At 32.9% G+C, this 17,529-nt stretch carries 19 protein-coding genes and 1 tRNA gene; 3 read left to right on the top strand and 17 right to left on the bottom strand.

What is annotated here, in order from left to right:
- Nucleotides 1–64: 64 nt before the first annotated feature.
- The 10 genes from KQI69_RS05030 to KQI69_RS04985 form a co-directional block, all read right to left on the bottom strand.
- Nucleotides 65–1,225 (bottom strand): phosphoribosyltransferase domain-containing protein, encoded by a 1,161-nt coding sequence (locus KQI69_RS05030; RefSeq protein ID WP_216564256.1) that lies wholly within the window; start codon nt 1,223–1,225, stop codon nt 65–67.
- 528 nt (nt 1,226–1,753) lie between these two features.
- Nucleotides 1,754–1,900 carry a hypothetical protein gene (locus KQI69_RS05025; RefSeq protein WP_216564255.1) on the bottom strand — a complete coding sequence of 49 codons (147 nt, stop codon included), beginning with the start codon at nt 1,898–1,900 and terminating at the stop codon, nt 1,754–1,756.
- Between the two features lie 22 nt (nt 1,901–1,922).
- A complete protein-coding gene (locus KQI69_RS05020) occupies nt 1,923–3,281 on the bottom strand; it encodes a hypothetical protein (RefSeq protein ID WP_216564254.1) in 1,359 nt (452 codons plus the stop codon).
- Between the two features lie 2 nt (nt 3,282–3,283).
- Nucleotides 3,284–3,913 carry a hypothetical protein gene (locus KQI69_RS05015; protein WP_216564253.1) on the bottom strand — a complete coding sequence of 210 codons (630 nt, stop codon included), beginning with the start codon at nt 3,911–3,913 and terminating at the stop codon, nt 3,284–3,286.
- A gap of 21 nt (nt 3,914–3,934) precedes the next feature.
- Entirely contained in the window at nt 3,935–4,453 is a 519-nt protein-coding gene (locus KQI69_RS05010) for a hypothetical protein (protein WP_216564252.1), read from the bottom strand.
- 83 nt (nt 4,454–4,536) lie between these two features.
- Nucleotides 4,537–4,707: a hypothetical protein gene (locus KQI69_RS05005; RefSeq protein WP_216564251.1), complete on the bottom strand. Its 171-nt coding sequence runs from the start codon at nt 4,705–4,707 to the stop codon at nt 4,537–4,539.
- 49 nt (nt 4,708–4,756) lie between these two features.
- A complete protein-coding gene (locus tag KQI69_RS05000; RefSeq protein WP_216564250.1) occupies nt 4,757–5,014 on the bottom strand; it encodes a hypothetical protein in 258 nt (85 codons plus the stop codon).
- Between the two features lie 20 nt (nt 5,015–5,034).
- The gene (locus KQI69_RS04995) at nt 5,035–5,871 is read right to left on the bottom strand and encodes a hypothetical protein (protein WP_216564249.1); all 837 of its coding nucleotides are present in this window, start codon (nt 5,869–5,871) and stop codon (nt 5,035–5,037) included.
- 574 nt (nt 5,872–6,445) lie between these two features.
- Nucleotides 6,446–6,655: a transposase gene (locus tag KQI69_RS04990; RefSeq protein ID WP_371818738.1), complete on the bottom strand. Its 210-nt coding sequence runs from the start codon at nt 6,653–6,655 to the stop codon at nt 6,446–6,448.
- A gap of 28 nt (nt 6,656–6,683) precedes the next feature.
- Nucleotides 6,684–7,631, bottom strand: a complete 948-nt coding sequence (locus KQI69_RS04985; RefSeq protein WP_216564248.1) for a YafY family protein — start codon at nt 7,629–7,631, stop codon at nt 6,684–6,686.
- Between the two features lie 616 nt (nt 7,632–8,247).
- Between KQI69_RS04985 and KQI69_RS04980 the strand changes: the two genes are divergently transcribed.
- Nucleotides 8,248–8,466, top strand: a complete 219-nt coding sequence (locus KQI69_RS04980) for a helix-turn-helix transcriptional regulator (protein ID WP_216564247.1) — start codon at nt 8,248–8,250, stop codon at nt 8,464–8,466.
- Between the two features lie 50 nt (nt 8,467–8,516).
- Here KQI69_RS04980 and KQI69_RS04975 read toward each other — a convergent pair whose 3' ends face one another.
- Nucleotides 8,517–9,131: a YARHG domain-containing protein gene (locus KQI69_RS04975; RefSeq protein ID WP_216564246.1), complete on the bottom strand. Its 615-nt coding sequence runs from the start codon at nt 9,129–9,131 to the stop codon at nt 8,517–8,519.
- On the bottom strand, nt 9,128–9,682 hold the full coding sequence (locus KQI69_RS04970; protein ID WP_216564245.1) for a hypothetical protein: 555 nt from the start codon (nt 9,680–9,682) through the stop codon (nt 9,128–9,130). Before KQI69_RS04970 ends, KQI69_RS04975 begins: the two co-directional genes overlap by 4 nt.
- A gap of 259 nt (nt 9,683–9,941) precedes the next feature.
- Here KQI69_RS04970 and KQI69_RS04965 point away from each other — a divergent pair, with 259 nt between their 5' ends.
- Nucleotides 9,942–10,364 (top strand): helix-turn-helix transcriptional regulator, encoded by a 423-nt coding sequence (locus tag KQI69_RS04965; protein ID WP_216564244.1) that lies wholly within the window; start codon nt 9,942–9,944, stop codon nt 10,362–10,364.
- Between the two features lie 208 nt (nt 10,365–10,572).
- Here KQI69_RS04965 and KQI69_RS04960 read toward each other — a convergent pair whose 3' ends face one another.
- From KQI69_RS04960 to KQI69_RS04945, 4 genes are all read right to left on the bottom strand, one after another.
- A complete protein-coding gene (locus KQI69_RS04960) occupies nt 10,573–11,427 on the bottom strand; it encodes a hypothetical protein (protein ID WP_216564243.1) in 855 nt (284 codons plus the stop codon).
- A gap of 97 nt (nt 11,428–11,524) precedes the next feature.
- Entirely contained in the window at nt 11,525–12,547 is a 1,023-nt protein-coding gene (locus tag KQI69_RS04955) for a M23 family metallopeptidase (RefSeq protein WP_216564242.1), read from the bottom strand.
- Nucleotides 12,548–12,827: 280 nt separating this feature from the next.
- Complete coding sequence (locus tag KQI69_RS04950; protein WP_216564241.1) at nt 12,828–14,774, bottom strand: FAD-dependent oxidoreductase; 1,947 nt, start codon at nt 14,772–14,774, stop codon at nt 12,828–12,830.
- A 155-nt stretch (nt 14,775–14,929) separates the two neighbouring features.
- Entirely contained in the window at nt 14,930–16,159 is a 1,230-nt protein-coding gene (locus KQI69_RS04945; protein WP_216564240.1) for an OFA family MFS transporter, read from the bottom strand.
- Between the two features lie 503 nt (nt 16,160–16,662).
- Between KQI69_RS04945 and KQI69_RS04940 the strand changes: the two genes are divergently transcribed.
- A complete protein-coding gene (locus KQI69_RS04940; protein ID WP_216564239.1) occupies nt 16,663–17,196 on the top strand; it encodes a PadR family transcriptional regulator in 534 nt (177 codons plus the stop codon).
- Between the two features lie 165 nt (nt 17,197–17,361).
- Here KQI69_RS04940 and KQI69_RS04935 read toward each other — a convergent pair.
- Nucleotides 17,362–17,447: transfer RNA gene (locus KQI69_RS04935), tRNA-Leu, on the bottom strand.
- Nucleotides 17,448–17,529 lie beyond the last annotated feature (82 nt).

Raw genomic sequence — 17,529 nt, 5'->3', positions numbered from 1 at the left:
AATATCAGTATTACTTTTTACATCTATATTGTGGACAACAACAATTGCAGCCACAAGCCACATTCTAACACCATCTCACCAGACAAATATCGTTATTCTTTATTCTCAATGCATTTACGAGCGAATTTATCCCCGCATCACCACCATAATGCGAATCTGTTAAAATCAGCACTTTATCATATGAAGCTATATCATAAATAAAAGTTCTTCTTTCATCATCATATAAACTGCGAAGTTCATACCTCTCATGAACAGGATATGTATCTTTTTCAACTTTCTCGCTGCCATCTGATATTTTATCCATACTATCCAGTTTTACCCCCCTGCCACAACAAACTTCAATCGGACTTCTTGTAGTTGAATGACTCCGCACACTGCACCCAAGTTTCTCAATACACGAACCAACAAAAAGAGCCGGATACATAAACTCCTCCGTACCTACAACAAGAACACTGCTGCCCGACTTAAAATCAATCTTCTCACAAATATCCTTCCATAATCCTATGCAATGTTTCTTATAATCATTCGCATCTACAACTCTTCTTGAATCCATCCAGCCATTAACCTCAAACTGCATTATCTCAAAACTCTTTTTAGTATCAGCAACAATATATTTTCCATCTGTATGATAACTTTCTGCAATCTCTCCAAATTTACTATTATCTATTTTTACCAGATAATGCACAGGAATCCCTCGTTTCTCATAAGATTTCAAATGCTCTTTTGACATACCATTTAAGATTGAGGCAACAACACACTTTTTAGCTGTACCACCATATCTCTCATCCAATATATTGACAATGTTTAAAATCGTATTTCCGGTTGTAACCTCATCTTCAATAAAAACAATCCTGTCCACCTCTCCAATAAACTTATCAATATCCTCCCTGACAAGTTTCTGCTCTGTCGCATGGCTGTGTGTTTCTGAAAAAAACAGGTAATTTACATCCCGAACCATCTCCCTTGTTGTCTGAATATAATATGCCCCAATCTTTACAGCGATTTCAGCCCCGATTGCCGTTGCCGTCTCCGCAAATCCGATCAGCAATAGTTTCTCTCCCCGATAATTTTCTTTCACGATATCTGCCAACGCATCAAACATCCTCAATGCTTCACTAGGTGAAACCGGAATGTGCTTTCCCTGAAGCCTGTTCACAACAAGGTAATTTCTCTTTTTATTATTTTCCCTTTTGCCAATACGAACCAGGTCACTCTCAAGATACATTTTGTCCCTCCATAAAATATGCTGTTATATTTAAACTTAATCGTCTGAAACTTCCTTAGTCTTTTTCTTTGCATAGACCAACACTTTATCTCCTATTATACTTTAATCACTCTTTATTTTGAACAGCAATTTTACAACTATATTCCAACAATTTTCTCCTTTTTGCTTTTGCAAATATGTACAAATCTGTATTACAATTTAATGATACTATTTGTAAAATATATTTACGAATACAAAGAAGCTGCCACAATAAGAAAATTCATACAAAATATACAATTAGTTACTCTTAAGTATCTATAATTGTGCATATTTTCTCTTATTGCGACAGCCTCATAAATAATTTTTAATATTAAGTTTTACCAAACTATGCCCCGTAGTGATTTGTGGCAGTATTTGCACCTTTTAAGTAAATCTACCTTGTAGGGTTTGTGACAGAATGGGCATAATCTAGGCTTTGTGATTGAATATAATATCCACAAAAAAGATCACCTCCCAAATATTAGCTACAATTATTTATACTTTCAAAAATCAGTCCTTAATCTTATTTAAAATTACTTTTATTCCACCTAAAACAACTATTGGAAAAATCACCCCAAGCATTTTAGTTGTAATTTTGATAATTTTTATTCTTCTTTTCCATTTTTTTATATTTTTATCCTTTTTACTCTTTTTCATCTTTAACTTACCTCCTAATTTCTCAAAATATTTGACGCTTACTAAAATAATCATCTAAATTATTTACTGAATCAATATCTTCCTGTTCTACACCTGATTTTCTCGCTATATCAGCAGCTATCATAACATTTTTATCTGTTCCTTCATTTAAAAATGAGTAACTACTTGTTTTATTATTAAATTCTGTGTATAAACTTTGTTGTTCACTCAAAAAACAATTAAATGTTTTAATTATTTTAATCTCTTTATTTTCTATAAGCATATAATTTTCTATAACATCATATGGCATCCAATTATAACACATATCAAATAGTTTTTTAGCAATATCGTATCCATATCTTATTTTTATTTCAGAAATTGCCATTGCAATAAGCTTAAACCATGCAATGATATTAATATGCATTATAAAACAAAAGGCATTTCCCTTTGAGCGTATTATTGCATCTGTCCCATCTATCAAACACAATGTTGCATTTCCAATTAGTAACATAATTCTTAAATCTCCATGTGATTTATCAGGTATAAGATTTTTCCATTCCTTCTTTTTATAAAACCGACCTTTTAACACCCAAAACACTTTTATCATCAAGCTCTGTAAAATCATAGGAATTCCTAATGTAACAGCAAACCTCGCATCATATCCATTTATAAACACCTGTTCCATAATTCTTGATAAAGTTACTATTTCCCCACTGTTTCCTTTCAATCTTCCAAAATCACATAATTGAAACAACTCCATAAATGGTACTGGCAACCCCATTCCACGACCACCATTTTCTTTTCTACGGCTTCCTGAACTTCCAGCTATATCAGACATTACATGTCCTATCCAATTACAAAAACCACAGTATAATTTTGATATAAAATTATTTCCTCTTAGTTCAAAACCTGTTTCTTCATTCTTTATAGTAATAACTCGTCCATTACTTATAAAACTAGATGCTCCGATAAATTGATCTATAATAGAAAAAAACAAACCTATAACGTCTGGAGCATGCGCCAATGATTTCAAATGATGATTTTTTGTATTTAATTGAAATTCTCTCCCAACCTGTATCATTTTTGTCTGATCATAGTTTACCTTATACTTATTCTCTAAAAAACCAATCGCTGATGCAACATCTCCATTTTTTTCTATTTTTGGATTCCAACCTGCCATTTTGGCAAATTTCATAACAATGTTATCTACTGCTTTATCCGTAACTTTCCCTAGTGCACTAAATTCTGGAGTTCCTACCAAAAATATATCTACTATTCCTGCACATACTCCAGCAAAAACAGATACCAAGCAATCACATTTATCACAAACTATATTAAGATCATCCAATTTTTCTTTATCAATTTCTATATATTCTAAGTAGTCCAGTGCTTTAATATCCATATCTACCAATCCTCAAGTTCTTTTTTTAAAGTCATAACATTTAAAATCATTGTTTGAAAATCACTTTTCTGAGACTGATCAAATTGTTTATAATCTGTAATTTCTTCATTTTGTAATTTAATTAAGTATTGATATATTTTTGTTTTTAACCCCATGATAATACGCTTCTTTTTTTCAATAAGAATTTCAAACTCCTTTAATTGTTCATATTCATCCTGCATTTCTGCAAGTTTCTCATATGAATTTTTACATTTATCTTTATTCTTCTTAGTTGTAACAACTGTAGTAACCAATCTTGTGAAAGGACTTATTGTCCCAACCAGCTTTAAAGCATTTGAAGAATTAAATATTTTATTTTGATTATTATTTTCCAAAGAATGATCAAATGTATTTAATTGTTCCACTAATGAATTTATATGTATCAAATCACGACTTTCAATTTTCAGATTTTGTGGTGTCCCTGATATGCGACCTTCAAAACTTTCCACTTGATTTATTATAAAAGGTATATTTTTACAATTATCTTTTAAATCCTCAAGTTTCTTATTCACACTCAAATATTTTGAATTTACAGTATCAGTCATATCTTCAAGTTTTAAATCTGCTTGCCGTCTTGCATCCTTATAAAACATTTCTCTCCTCCAAATATAATTTTATTTAAACCATTTATTAAACAAACCCTGAGCAGTTGTAAAAACTTCATTAACAGAATCAATTGTTTTATCTATATTAATTACCTTTTCATTTGCTTTTTCCAAAAATTCGTTTAATGTTAGATTATCAACTGCATGTATCTCTTTTACCATCTTATTTAAATTATTGATCATAAAATCATCTCCCAATTTCATTTTCAATAATTTTTCATTTTCGGCAGCATCTGCATAAGAAATATACCCCGGACTTTCCAACATTCTTTTATAATAGATTCCATCAACAGCAAGCAATAATCCATTTTTCGCACTTCCTGTAATAGTATTATCAATCATACCAAGAACCATCTCCCTATTTACTTTGCCAGCATAACTTTGTTTAGCTGCAAAAAAAGCCTTATCAGTCAAATTTCCATAAAAATAAACTCTATCTGTTGAATATCTTGCACAACTATCTATCCCTCTCTTTACTATGTCTCTTTTTTTCTGTAATCTTTCATCTGTTAATTCAAAATCTGACATATTCATTTTCCCTATGTATTTAATAAATATTTGTTATTTTTTAATTGTTTATATTTTTTTATAATTTTGCCAACGATGTTTCTTTAATTTTTTAATTTATCCTTATCTCTATTAATCCATACATCTTTATTGGTTTGTTTACTACCACTAAACACACTTGCACCAAACGCCAAAAGACCTAAAACTGTAGCAACAATCCCCTTTGCAACCTTATTGTCCTGTTCAGTTTCTTCCCATTCATATTTATCACTCATTTTTATGTCCTCTCTATTCTCTCTCCTTACAGTATTTAATTAATATCTGTTATTTTTTTAAATTATTAATATCTCTATTTAACTCTCGTATTCTATTTCTATCACTTGATGTTTTGATAAATTTTGAATTTAACCTATTCAATTCGTCTTTATCTCTTGCAATCTGCATATCTTTATTTGCTTTTTTAATACTACTAAATGCTTTTATCCCTAATCCAATAATACTACCTATAACAGTTGCAACACCCCCGATTGCTGCCTTATGATCAAATTCAGTTTCTTCCCATTCATACTTATTATCACTCATTTTTATTTTCTCCTGTCAAGTCAAATTTTAATAGTTATTTTATCATCCATTTCTTCTATTTCTGTAATATAACTTTCTAACTTTATTATATTGTTTTCTATTTCTTGTTCCCAATAACCATCCTTAGCCTCATTCCACTGTTCAACTCTTTTAAAATCGCCACTTTTATATTTATCGTCCAAAAAAGCTATACTTTTTTTTATTATTTTTTCTGCCGGTTCTTTACATCCAATTACGAGATTCATTTCGGCACATACTTGAGTTCCCAAAACTAACATCTCTACTTCTTCGCGACCAAGCTGAACATCTTTTAAAATTTCTTGTATTGAGGATTTCTTTTGTATTGAGAATTTTAATCGTTTTCTTCTCTCTTTAGGAATAGCATTAATCGTTTTTACTACCTTTTCTATATTTCCCATAATGCTGTTCAATGAATCTGAAACATTAGATATATGATTTTCTAATATTCCTTTTCTTTTTTCCAATCCTTCTGTTTGAACATTTTCTAACTCATCTATAGCACTCTTTATTTTTGAAAACCTATCTATATCAAATTGTTCTTGAAGATTTGCAATAGCTTTTTCTAACACCTCAAATTTGCTAAAAATATATTCTACTGAAAAAGCAATTTGTTCTCTCAATTCTTTTGGAACCAATAAAACCAATTCATTTTGATCATATTTAAATTCAAAATCATTATTACTTACAATATCATTTTTTTCACTTGCATCTATAACAATATTCTTCACTCCTTTTGCAATCGCCATGCTATAAATATCATTTACAATATGTTTTCCCGTCTTTTTATAACTAAAATCATCAATAATTTTTTTTACTTTTTCTGTGTCAACAACCATATAGCTATTTCCTTCCTATTCTGTCAAGCCGAAATCTATTGATTTTACAGGCTTTGAAAATTTTTATTTACCTCAAAACAAAAGTCGAGAGTGATGGATATCGTAGTATCATGTACCGAATAGCTGATAAATAGATATAACTAATAAAGCATCCTCTTTCTTTGCTTTATAAAGGCTATTTTCCCTCTGATCAACTATGATGATGAACCTCCCGTGTCTAAGGGGAGCATGTCCCAACTTCCTTCGTCCCATCTGCCTGCCATACACTGAGTGCCAGCCAAGCTCCTAGACGGTGTCATGCCCCACGAAAAAAACAATGCCGGCTACAGCTCTTGTTTTTGTGTTTGATTTGTTACTAACCTGCATTTACCTGTCGTGGTACTGATTTACTCAGTGGACTCTATACCACTACAGCTTACTGTTAGTCTTTTGCAGATTCCGTCCGTTCTGTACTCCATCATTTACGGGTTTCTGTTCCAGAACCCTGTCCAATCTCCGATGCCTTCCATCAGCCACTCGACAGAGTTCTGGATTTGCTTCTTTTATTTTATTACTATGCTGCCATTGGTGCCTGTTAAGTTGCCGGATGTTTGAATTCATCCGCATGCGACACTGCTGAATTTGCTACCTGAAACAACCAGTACCAAAGTCTCTTGCGTCCTCTGTGACTGATTTTTGTCTGTCCTTCATGATTACCTGAACTGCTTGCTACCAGTCCCATTCCACTTAATTTTTGGATTTCCTTCACATCATCAAATCTGCTGATATCTCCCATTTCTGCCAGTATTCCAGCTCCTTTTTCTTTTTTACCATCACTCCACCCTTTCCACCAAATCTCCCTGACTCCTAAGCCACATATTTATCCCATTTCCAAACACCTCCGCCGATACCATATAAACACCATCTTCTTCCCAAAGCACCTTTGCCGTTGGAAGCCTGTCCAACACTGCTTCTATGGAATAGCCCTTATATTTGAATTTTATTCTCTGAAGCTTACCTCCGAACATAAACTGTATTCGTTTACGAAACTCACCTTCCTCAAACCTATCCTTGTACAATATATGAAATTTCTCACTCAGTACATCTATCTTTTTTATACGGTCTATCCTGTAAATAGTAGGAAATGAATCCTCTAATATTTCAAAATTCTTTCTTACATCCTCATCATCTATAAATGCAACCATATAAAAATAAAATTCTGAAAACATTATTGCTGCCGGTCTTAGTTTGCGTTTAACACTTTTTTTATCCACAAGCCTGCCATACTCAATTTCTATATAATTCTGTTTCTGTATAGCTGCACCAATCTTCCAAAGAGTATCAAAAAAATCGGTTGCATTGCACAACTCCGTATAGTGAAATTTTTCATTGTCAATAAGCCTTTTCACTATATCATTATGATTACTTCTAATGCCCCCATCTATGAGCTTTGATATTATTTCATCCATCTGTTCTTTTTTAAAAGCCCGGCTGTCCAATAAAATCTTGCAGATTGCCAAAAGCTCAGCATCACTAAATTTTGATGTTTTTCTATTTTCTATGTAATACTTTTTTTCATTAAAGTCATATACCAATTCTTCTATAACGCCATCCATTACGGTTTTTCTACTCAAAAACTGTCTTATTTCATCTATATCTCTCTGAATCGTCTTTTCTGATGTTTGATATTCAGCAGCTAGTTCTCTTTTTATGACCTTTTCTCCATCAATAAGTCTTGTGTAAATTTCAAGCACTCTGCTTACTTGATTTATTTCCTTCATATTATCATTTGTCCCCTTCCAATACATATGTTATATCACACAGCATGGACATTATACGTCCAACATAATACTTTTATTTAATGTAATATTATACTCTTTCTTATTTTCCATTTCTTTATAATTCTAATATCATCACTTTGTTACACATTTTAATGCTTCTACTTAATATAGAAATGAAAAACGGTACTATTATATGAAAAAACGCAAAGAACTTAATATCCAGATAGGTAGACAAATACAAAAAACTTATGAACTTGTCACAGGATGAAATTCACATTATTGAAAATAGTATTAACCTTATGATCGAGGCTTTCAATCTTAACAATAATACTCTTGAATAAACTTGTTGTCATATTAGTAAAAATTCATGTAAAATATAGAATCAGTTATTATCAATTATCTATATTTTGCACAAAATATTGTTGTAGCAATCTCTTTTTTATTTTCATAGTTATTGCATAATATTTTTAACCTATCTATGGTATTTTTTCTTTCATTATAGTCATTCTAATGACTATAGTCAAGCCCATAACTTTCCCATATGCTTTTTTTAGTATTGCATTGTTACTGCTCGCACTAAAACCACAAACAGTAATATTAGATTGGAGCTTCTGATATGATAGAATATACACCTTTTTGGAAAACACTTAAAATGTCAAACGAAACGACTTACACATTAATAAAAAAATATCACATTTCAAGTGCCACAATAGACAAACTCAGAAAAAACAAACCCATAACCACAACTACCCTCAATGATCTATGCCGCATATTACATTGTAATATAGAAGATATTATTTTATATACTCCATCTGATGACGATCAGTTTCTATAATATGCTGGCATTTAATTTATTATAAAACTACCACCCTATTTTCTCCATTGTTATTCAAATTGTTTTATAAATGCAGCATTTTTCTTTTCAATCGAATTAAGAGCATCCTCTGAAAAATCGTCAGCAGCCACCGTTCCTTCATACCATGACTGATTGTCAAAATATTTTTGAAGTTCTTTATCATTAAATCGTCTTCCATGTCTGGCATAAATCTCATTTCTGGCTATCCGCAGTTCTTCCTTTGACAAGCCTTTTAAATCGGATTTTTTTAATTTTCTTTTAGAACTATCTGGCAGTATATAGCCATTACCGGCACTATCATCTGAGTCATTATATGAATCATCATAGTCATCTAAATCTTCCGAACTGTCCTCTGATGTCACCTCACTCTCATCATTTTTCATCTGTTTCTTTAATTCCTTTTTATACTCATTAATCTCCCTCTGAGTAATCTTTTTATTGTCTTTATCATCTGAAGTATCCGGAGTTTTAACAAGATTAAGCTTAGAAGCTATAACAAGTAATGTCATAAATACAATAACCCACACTGTAATTTTTTTTGATATTATCCAATCAGTAGTTCCTATGTAAATATACCTACTGCATATCATATGTGTTATTACGATTGATAACACAAATATTATAATAGCGATTATTCCACTCATCTTTGACCTCCGTTTTCTATCTGACCTGCTTCCTGTGAATTAATTCCAAATGCCCTCTGAATCTCAAATGCAATTATTCCCATAGCTGCACGAATCTGTGCATACTCTTTTTTTCTGCGATCAGGTGCAAAAAATGCTCTGGCAGCACTCATTCTCCACCATATTGTAAATGTGTTATCCTCATTTATGTGAATATCATAGATTATTTTATTATGATGAATAACAACTATATTCTCTTTCCCACGCTCAAGTTCCATACCATACTTACTAATAAGCACAGGCTGAATCGCTGCAAATATTTTATCATTATCCATATTTTCAACAAATTTAAATTTCTTTCTTCTTAAATCATCTCTTTTCCAACCTAATGATTCCTGCAAAAAAGCATAACAAAAAATAAATCCAATGCCCCCTATAGCTAACAACGGAGTTATCACCACACCAATCAGACAGCATATCCCGCAAAATAAATAACATTTTTTGGCTCTATCTGAATACTCATCTGGCAGAGGTGATGAATCATATACTATCTCTATTTTTTGCTTTTTCATTTTCACTTACCTCCCTTATATTTTTTCCACATTATACTCCTTACTTTTTTTAACTTCATTCACTCGCAGTGATAGTTTTATCAAATACTCGCTAATCTATATGAATTTTTATTATTAAGGTATATATTTTCATATGGACGCATTACGTCTACACAATATGCTATAACATATTAGACAAAAATAATAACTGTTCCTAATAGTTTGATTACTTAATCAGGAACATAATATATTCTTTAATTTCAGAAAGGATTAACTAATTATGAAAAATGAAAATTTAGATACTGATGAAATTTTAAAATTAATTGAAAATGATCTAGATACTGATGATGCCAAAATTGATTTTATTTCCCAGGAAAATCTGCGTCATCTACTTTCAAATGCTATCAATAATGCTGGTTACAGTATGAATAAACTTGCATATGAATGTTCTATTTCACAATCTCATTTATCAGATTTTCTTAGTAATAAAAAGAACCTTAACCGAAATAAACTCATTTCGATTTTTATTGTTATAGGATATGATATTGATAATATCCAAAAATCACTCATATGTTTTGGAATGAGCCCACTTTATCCTAGAAATATGCGTGACTTTATTATAATGAAAAGCATTAAAAATGGGTTTTCTCTTGATGATATAAACACTACTTTGAAAAAGGAAGGTCTTGAACCATTATGTTAAATAATAAGAATGAACATTATAACAATTATTTGTGACTTATCATTGCATTTTTTATAAAGTAGAGAATTTATTTATAAATATTCATCTTTCTGTCACTATATTTTATTTATATACAAACAACTATAAAAAGACAGAATATATTGATTAATCAACAATCCTGTCTTTTATAGTTTAAACTAATAGTACAGCCCAAAAATCAAGTTACTTTTTATCCTCTTTTCGTAATAGTACAAGTACTTTTATATATTCCACCAAACCCCGATTTTTCTATGATATTCTTTCCTTTTTTATCATAAATTTTAAGCACTACCTTTTTTCCTTTTTTACTCAAGGTAACATTATTGTAATCAGTGTAATTCCATCTTTTATTTTTTTTATAAACATTGATATTTATAATACCATTTTTTCTATAAAATATTTTTCCTATCTTATAATCTGCCTTTTTTATCTGCTTTAAATACTTACTTCCATTTTTATAGGAACCTAATTTGCTTTCTGATATCTCTTTCCCTATATATTGTTTAAATGAAGTCCCTGTCCAGTACAAATAATATGCTTTCCATGTATGCCCTGTCCAGTTTCCATTACTATCACAGTTTGAATCAAATTCGCTTGGATAAATGACAAACTCTTTTCCTGATAAATGGCTTAAATTTTCACTAGCTTTCTTTACCATATGTGCCTTTCCTTGTTTTACATAATAGCAGTAAGACCATGAACCAGAACCGTTTCCACTACCTTCAATTACAAATAATTTTTGCTTGCTATTAATCCTACAGATTCCATTTTTTTTATTACTTACAAGTACTGCTGTTTCAAGTTTTTTTACTTGTTTTGAACTAGCAAACCACAATGTCTGCTTATCCTCCGCTTCTTGTGTAACAATAAAAGCTTCTTTAGAACCATCACCATCATAATCTGCATAAAATACATTTTTTATTGAATCTTCTGTCAAATTTTCCACCTTTTTTACCAAACTCTTTTTAGATGTTGCTAATACTTCCGTAGAATAGCATCCTAATATTAATGCCGCAATTAACATTACCAAAATTCCCTTTTTCATACAAACTTATACCATCCTTTCCATATTTAACATTGACAGCTCATTTCTTAACAAAATGAAGTAATAAATACAAATATCATATTTATTTAATTACTTTTTATCTCAACCCTCCAATTACATCAGTCGGATCAATTCTTCCTCCATCTTTTCTCAATTCAAAATGAAGATGTACCCCTGTTGCATTTCCTGTCTTTCCTATATACCCAATAACCTCTCCTTTTTTTACATTTCTACTTCCACAATTATACAATCCTGTATTTCCACTCCTACGAATAGTTCTACTACTGCTGATAATCTGATTGGCTCCTGCAAAACCATTTAAATGACAATATTTTGCTGTGTATCTAGCATATGATGATTTAAACTCAATAAAATTACCATAACTTGTTAAATATTTAATACCTGCAAAAGTTCTATAAGCCTGTTTGTAAGTAACAACACCATCTGAAATTGCATAAACAGGAGTTCCAAGTGATACTCCTATGTTAATGTCATGATAACCAAACCAGCCATTATCATTTGTTTTTTTGTTAAATTTACAACCAGATGGTACCGGTGCTGCCAATGAATCAGTATTCTGTTCTGGTACTGGATTTACATTATTTACCTGCTGTGGCATTAAATATGTATTTACATCAGAAGTTGTTGCAAACCCATATTTGTATCCACCTGAAACTGGATATTTAATCTGTGTATATTCACCTCTGGTTCCCAAAACCATAACACTGTCACCAACTGCCACATATCCATAATAACTTCCACCATCTCGACGATAAGTATTAAACTTTCCACGAGATGTATATGTAGTTCCCCCCGTTGCTGTCAAAATTGCTGATGTCGAAATATAACCCGTTTTTAATCCTCTTGCTGTCGGATATGCTACCTTTGAATAGCTTCCCGTTACTAAATAAACATAACATTCATCTGAAGGATATATCCATCCAATTCCACGACTTAATCCGGTATTAGAAAATACCCTTGTATTATAATTATTAATTGTATAACATTTCCTTGTTGCTGCGCTTACCCCTTTCTTATCTCCCCAAAACGACAATATACCAATAAAAAATGATATAACTAATGTAGCCATAAATATGTTTTTTTTCATTGTTCTTTTCATAATATCCACCAATCCTTTCTGCAAAATATGCAATTTACTTTTACTGCTTGTTTATAATGTATCTTTAACTTGTAAACAGTCTAACAAAATTTTATCATTAATGTAACATATTGTATTTTTTAACCACTCTTATGTCATAATTGGTAAAAAAACAGAGCCGTTAATTTCTCAACGACTCTGTTTTTTCATTTTATTTTTCTTAACATGCATTATCAACACACTAGATATATATAAGGCAAATTTATAAATATACTAAATTAATATATAATTATTTATTTCCTTACACATCAAGTCCCGCATGATACCCCATATAAATAGCACTTGTAATATTACTTGGACGGACACAGTCACCAATCTCACGAACAACCGGTGCTGCATTTAACAATGCGTTTACTCCATCTCTGTTTGCTCTCTGTCCTACTGCACAGACAACTGATTTTCCCGGAACAAGCACTTCTTTTCCTTCCTTATCCTTACAGATAACACCATCAGCTGTGACTTCCATTCCCTGATATCCTGTATGTGCTTCAACATATTTGTCAACCATCTGCATAAGTATAGGACGATGACGGATATTTGCGTCAGGTGCAAGTTCATCCCTCATTTCTACAAGATGTACTTTCTTGCCTTCCTGTGCGAGATGTATTGCTGCCTCGCATCCTGCAAGTCCGCCGCCAAGTACAACAACGCTGTCTCCAACCTTTTCTTTCTCAAGATAATAGTTGTTTACGATAATAACATTATCTCCGTCTATTCCCTTGAGTGGAGGAACGATTGGATTTGAACCTACGGCAATTATCATTACATCAGGCTTCAGTGCCTCTGCGTATTCTGCTGTAACTTCCGTATTGCAGCGTATCTCAACACCTGCTTCTTTTGCCTGTGCTTCAAGTGACAATCCAAGCTGGTACATTTCCTGTTTGAAATCTATCGCCTGCTCACATTTAAGTATTCCACCAACTTTGTCACTCTTTTCACAAAGTATGACTTCATGGCCGCGCAATGCCGCTGTTACTGCTGCTTTAAGTCCTGCTACGCCACCGCCGACAACAAGCACTTTTTTCTTAACTGCCGCTGGAACTATGTCCGTTCCCTCTATCTCTCGACCGATAAGTGGATTTACAGTACATCTTCTTGTCTGCGTTGTAGGTCTTTCTGCCATACATGTGAAGCAGCGGAGACATTTTACTATCTTATCATCATTTCCTGATACGACTTTCTGCGGAAGATAAGGGTCTGCAAGCAAAGCTCGTCCCATATAGACAACATCTGCTTTTCCTGAAGCGATTATCTCCTCCATCTGCTCAGGATCATTTAATCCTCCGATAGTTGCAACAGGTTTACTTACATGCTTTTTAATCTCCTCTGCAAGATAGACATTCATTCCATGCTCTGAAAACATTGAAGGATGTGTCTTGAAAAATCCAAACTGGTAAGAACCCGCTGACACATGGATAAGGTCTACATATTCCTCAACAGCCTTAGCGATCCTTACACCTTCATCAAGGTCATATCCACCCTCAAACAATTCAGAACCACTCATTCTGAATTCAATCGGAAACATAGGTCCAACCGCTTCACGAACAGATTTTAATACTTCTATTGTAAAACGCATTCTGTTCTCAAAACTTCCGCCGTACTCATCTTCTCTATGGTTAAAGTATGGCGATATAAACTGATTTAAAAGCCATGTATGTCCACCATGTATCATTATCATCTCAAAACCTGCACGCTTTGCAAGAACGGCAGTCTCACCGTAACGCTTTACAATATCAGCAATCTGCTCTTTAGTTAAAGCTGTAACTTTCATTCCGTCAGGACGGACACCGTCACTTGGACCGTACTGTGTAAGTCCCTGCTTTTTGTTTTTGTCTGCCATATATGTTCCGGCATACTGACCTGAATGAGAAAACTCAACACTTGGCACTGCACCATGTCTCTTGATTGCATCAGCCGTAAAAGTAAATGCCGCAAGTGAACCTACAGTTGCAAGGTCAAGATGAAGCATATGTGAACCGTCTGTCTCAGGATGAACAACTAATTCGCTCATAGTTACCGCTGCCGCTCCACCTTTTGCACGAAGTTCATAAAATGCCTTTGTTCTCTCTCCCGGAACACAATCCTTATCAATATCTGTCGCACCTATCGGAGAAGCAAACATACGGTTGCGGAATGTGACATTACCTAAAGTTATCGGTTGACATAAATGTGGATATTTTCTTTCCATTGTTTTTTCCTTTCTTTCTCTTTTATGAATAATATTTATTTTTTATAGTTACTTATTTTTATGGCCTTTTACATTTATAGTTACTTATCTTTTTAGTCTTTTACTATTTACTCTTTTGTACTCTGTAATTTGTTATTTGATTATTTAGCTTTTGTTTATTGTTTCTTTGCAAGAAAACGATATATAAATGTAAGCACAAATCCTGCGGCGCCACATGCACATGCTATAAGGAATGCTCTCTCATAAGCACCGTCTGACATATAAATGCTTCTCATTGCTGATGGTCCAAAATATCCTGCGGCTGCAAGACCGATAAACATAATTCCATAATTTACACTGTTATTCTTTGCACCAAACTGGTCTGCCGTAAATCCCGGATATACGCCCATAAATGAACCGAAACTTAATCCGATACCGGCAATTCCTACATAAAATGTTGCATAACCACCCTGTCCTGTAAAATATAACAAAAGCAATCCGCATACACCTAAAACAGTAGCAATAGTTAATGTATTGATACGACCAATCTTGTCAGATAAGATTCCCGCAATAATTCGTCCTGCCGCATTAAATACAGCAAGGATTGAAACTGCCGTACTTGCCATAAGTGCTGTCATTCCAACAAGATTTACTGCAACAGCAGATGCCTGTGAGATTACCATCATTCCGCTGAACGCACCACAGGTAAATAATAGAAGCATCACATAAAATACAGGTGTCTTAAGCATTTCCTTCCAGTTTTTGTTTACAGTTTTATCATTATGAGCAACAACCGGCGGTGTCCAGCCATCCGGAACAAAATCTGCCGGACACTGTTCCATCAAAAATGAACATCCAACAATTATTATAAGAAACGCCACGCCGACAATCTTAAATGCTGTCGGGGCACTTGATTTTGAAACTATCATCGTTACGACAGGCGGAAGAATAACTGAGCCAAGTCCATAGATAGCCGTGGTGATTCCACCTATAAGTCCCCTTTTATCAGGGAAAAATTTCATACAACTGCTCACGGCAGTTCCATAAGTCATACCAAGTCCAAGACCGAATATAAGGCCGTATGTCACAACCAAAGCCCCTACACTTGTAGCGAAACCTGATGCTATCATACCTACACCTACCATTACGCCACCAATAAGTATAACCTTTTTTGGTCCAAACTTATCATTGAACCATCCACCTGTTATCATAGTAATCGGTCCTACCGAGTTTGCTATCGTATAAACTATTGCCAGGTCAGCAGTGGTCAGGGCAACTCCATTTCTCGCGCTTAAGAATTCTGCCATCGAAGATGCAAATACACTCCATACATAAATTGAGCCTAAACAAAGATTGATGAGGCAGCATGCTATTAAAGTTACCCAGCGTCTTTTAGTTAAGTTCATATAATTACTCCTTATTTTTAATTTTTGTGTACTTATCTTATGCATAGTTTTTTATCCCTTTATCTCTAAATGCAAATTTTAAATGTATCTTTATTATGAAATGAATATAATTTCAATACTTAGTTTTCATCTATAAATCCTTTTTATGCATTTTTATAATGATAATCTCATTTCAACATAAACTTCTATGCATTTATCCCTTGTACACATTTTTATGCATGCATATATTAACATATCATTTTTTATATGTAAATAGTTACATATAAAAATCTTCATATTATTTTTAATATTTATTATTATTCACACATATAGTGTGACCAACAGCAATCATATTTTTATATATTCTGATTTATAACATTAATCTGATAATGTTTTTATAGTAATCTACACACTTTTTACCGCATAAATGCTTTAAAACAGTTGGATTTTTTCAACGATATGATATTATAGATTTAACGCATATTAACTGCGTCATACTAATGAATCAGAAAAGAGTGAAAACAATGAGAACATTAAAATACGCGATACTTGGACTTTTAAATCAAAAAGAGATGACCGGATATGATTTGATGAAACAATTTGAATCAACATTATGCGAGTTCTGGTCTGCTAAACATAGTCAGATTTATCCTGAATTAAAGAAACTTACAGATGAAAAAAGCGTTAATTATAAAGTTGAACCATCTGAAAACGGTTCTGAAAAGAAAATCTATCATATTACGGAAACAGGACGCAAGGATTTTATTGACTGGCTCTCAATGGAAACAAAAGCACAGCCAACCCCTAAAGATGTATCACGTCTCAAAATCTTTTTCTGCAACTGTCTTGAGCCGTCAGATAGAAAATTCATGCTCGATGAACAATTACATAGACATACTTCGCGTTTAAAACACCTGCAAAACAATCAGACCAAGTTTGACAAGGTACCAGACAGCAATGCAGATGAATTTGGAGATTATCTTGTTTTGATGGGAGCGATCATGCGTGAGGAAATGAATATTGAATGGTTAAAAAAATGTATAACACTTTTAGGATAATAGTAGCCTGCCATAATCTCTCAGGGCTTATGCCACTTCTTTACGAAATATGCATAAGCTCTCGTTTTTTATCTTTATATAAATATATAAAATATATAAAATTTGTTTTTTGAACAAAAAAATAAGAGAAACATCTAATTCAATATCTCTCTTACCTTTACTTAATGCCGCAGACCGGAATCGAACCGGTACGGGTATCACTACCCACAGGATTTTAAGTCCTGGGCGTCTGCCAGTTCCGCCACTGCGGCATATAACAATATTAAATTGTTATCAATGGGACCTACAGGGCTCGAACCTGTGACCCTCTGCTTGTAAGGCAGATGCTCTCCC

It is taken from the genome of Eubacterium sp. MSJ-13, assembly GCF_018918235.1.
Taxonomy (GTDB): Bacteria; Bacillota; Clostridia; order Lachnospirales; family Lachnospiraceae; genus Butyribacter.
The sequence above is the reverse complement of the archived record's forward strand: the minus strand, read 5'-3'. Positions and strand labels throughout refer to the sequence as shown.

Coding starts and splice junctions, on each gene's coding strand:
- KQI69_RS05030 (WP_216564256.1), bottom strand. CDS start 1,225: ATGTATCTTGAGAGTGACCTGGTTCGTATTGGCAAAAGGGAAAATAAT.
- KQI69_RS05025 (WP_216564255.1), bottom strand. CDS start 1,900: ATGAAAAAGAGTAAAAAGGATAAAAATATAAAAAAATGGAAAAGAAGA.
- KQI69_RS05020 (WP_216564254.1), bottom strand. CDS start 3,281: ATGGATATTAAAGCACTGGACTACTTAGAATATATAGAAATTGATAAA.
- KQI69_RS05015 (WP_216564253.1), bottom strand. CDS start 3,913: ATGTTTTATAAGGATGCAAGACGGCAAGCAGATTTAAAACTTGAAGAT.
- KQI69_RS05010 (WP_216564252.1), bottom strand. CDS start 4,453: ATGTCAGATTTTGAATTAACAGATGAAAGATTACAGAAAAAAAGAGAC.
- KQI69_RS05005 (WP_216564251.1), bottom strand. CDS start 4,707: ATGAGTGATAAATATGAATGGGAAGAAACTGAACAGGACAATAAGGTT.
- KQI69_RS05000 (WP_216564250.1), bottom strand. CDS start 5,014: ATGAGTGATAATAAGTATGAATGGGAAGAAACTGAATTTGATCATAAG.
- KQI69_RS04995 (WP_216564249.1), bottom strand. CDS start 5,871: ATGGTTGTTGACACAGAAAAAGTAAAAAAAATTATTGATGATTTTAGT.
- KQI69_RS04985 (WP_216564248.1), bottom strand. CDS start 7,631: ATGAAGGAAATAAATCAAGTAAGCAGAGTGCTTGAAATTTACACAAGA.
- KQI69_RS04980 (WP_216564247.1), top strand. CDS start 8,248: ATGATAGAATATACACCTTTTTGGAAAACACTTAAAATGTCAAACGAA.
- KQI69_RS04975 (WP_216564246.1), bottom strand. CDS start 9,131: ATGAGTGGAATAATCGCTATTATAATATTTGTGTTATCAATCGTAATA.
- KQI69_RS04970 (WP_216564245.1), bottom strand. CDS start 9,682: ATGAAAAAGCAAAAAATAGAGATAGTATATGATTCATCACCTCTGCCA.
- KQI69_RS04965 (WP_216564244.1), top strand. CDS start 9,942: ATGAAAAATGAAAATTTAGATACTGATGAAATTTTAAAATTAATTGAA.
- KQI69_RS04960 (WP_216564243.1), bottom strand. CDS start 11,427: ATGAAAAAGGGAATTTTGGTAATGTTAATTGCGGCATTAATATTAGGA.
- KQI69_RS04955 (WP_216564242.1), bottom strand. CDS start 12,547: ATGAAAAGAACAATGAAAAAAAACATATTTATGGCTACATTAGTTATA.
- KQI69_RS04950 (WP_216564241.1), bottom strand. CDS start 14,774: ATGGAAAGAAAATATCCACATTTATGTCAACCGATAACTTTAGGTAAT.
- KQI69_RS04945 (WP_216564240.1), bottom strand. CDS start 16,159: ATGAACTTAACTAAAAGACGCTGGGTAACTTTAATAGCATGCTGCCTC.
- KQI69_RS04940 (WP_216564239.1), top strand. CDS start 16,663: ATGAGAACATTAAAATACGCGATACTTGGACTTTTAAATCAAAAAGAG.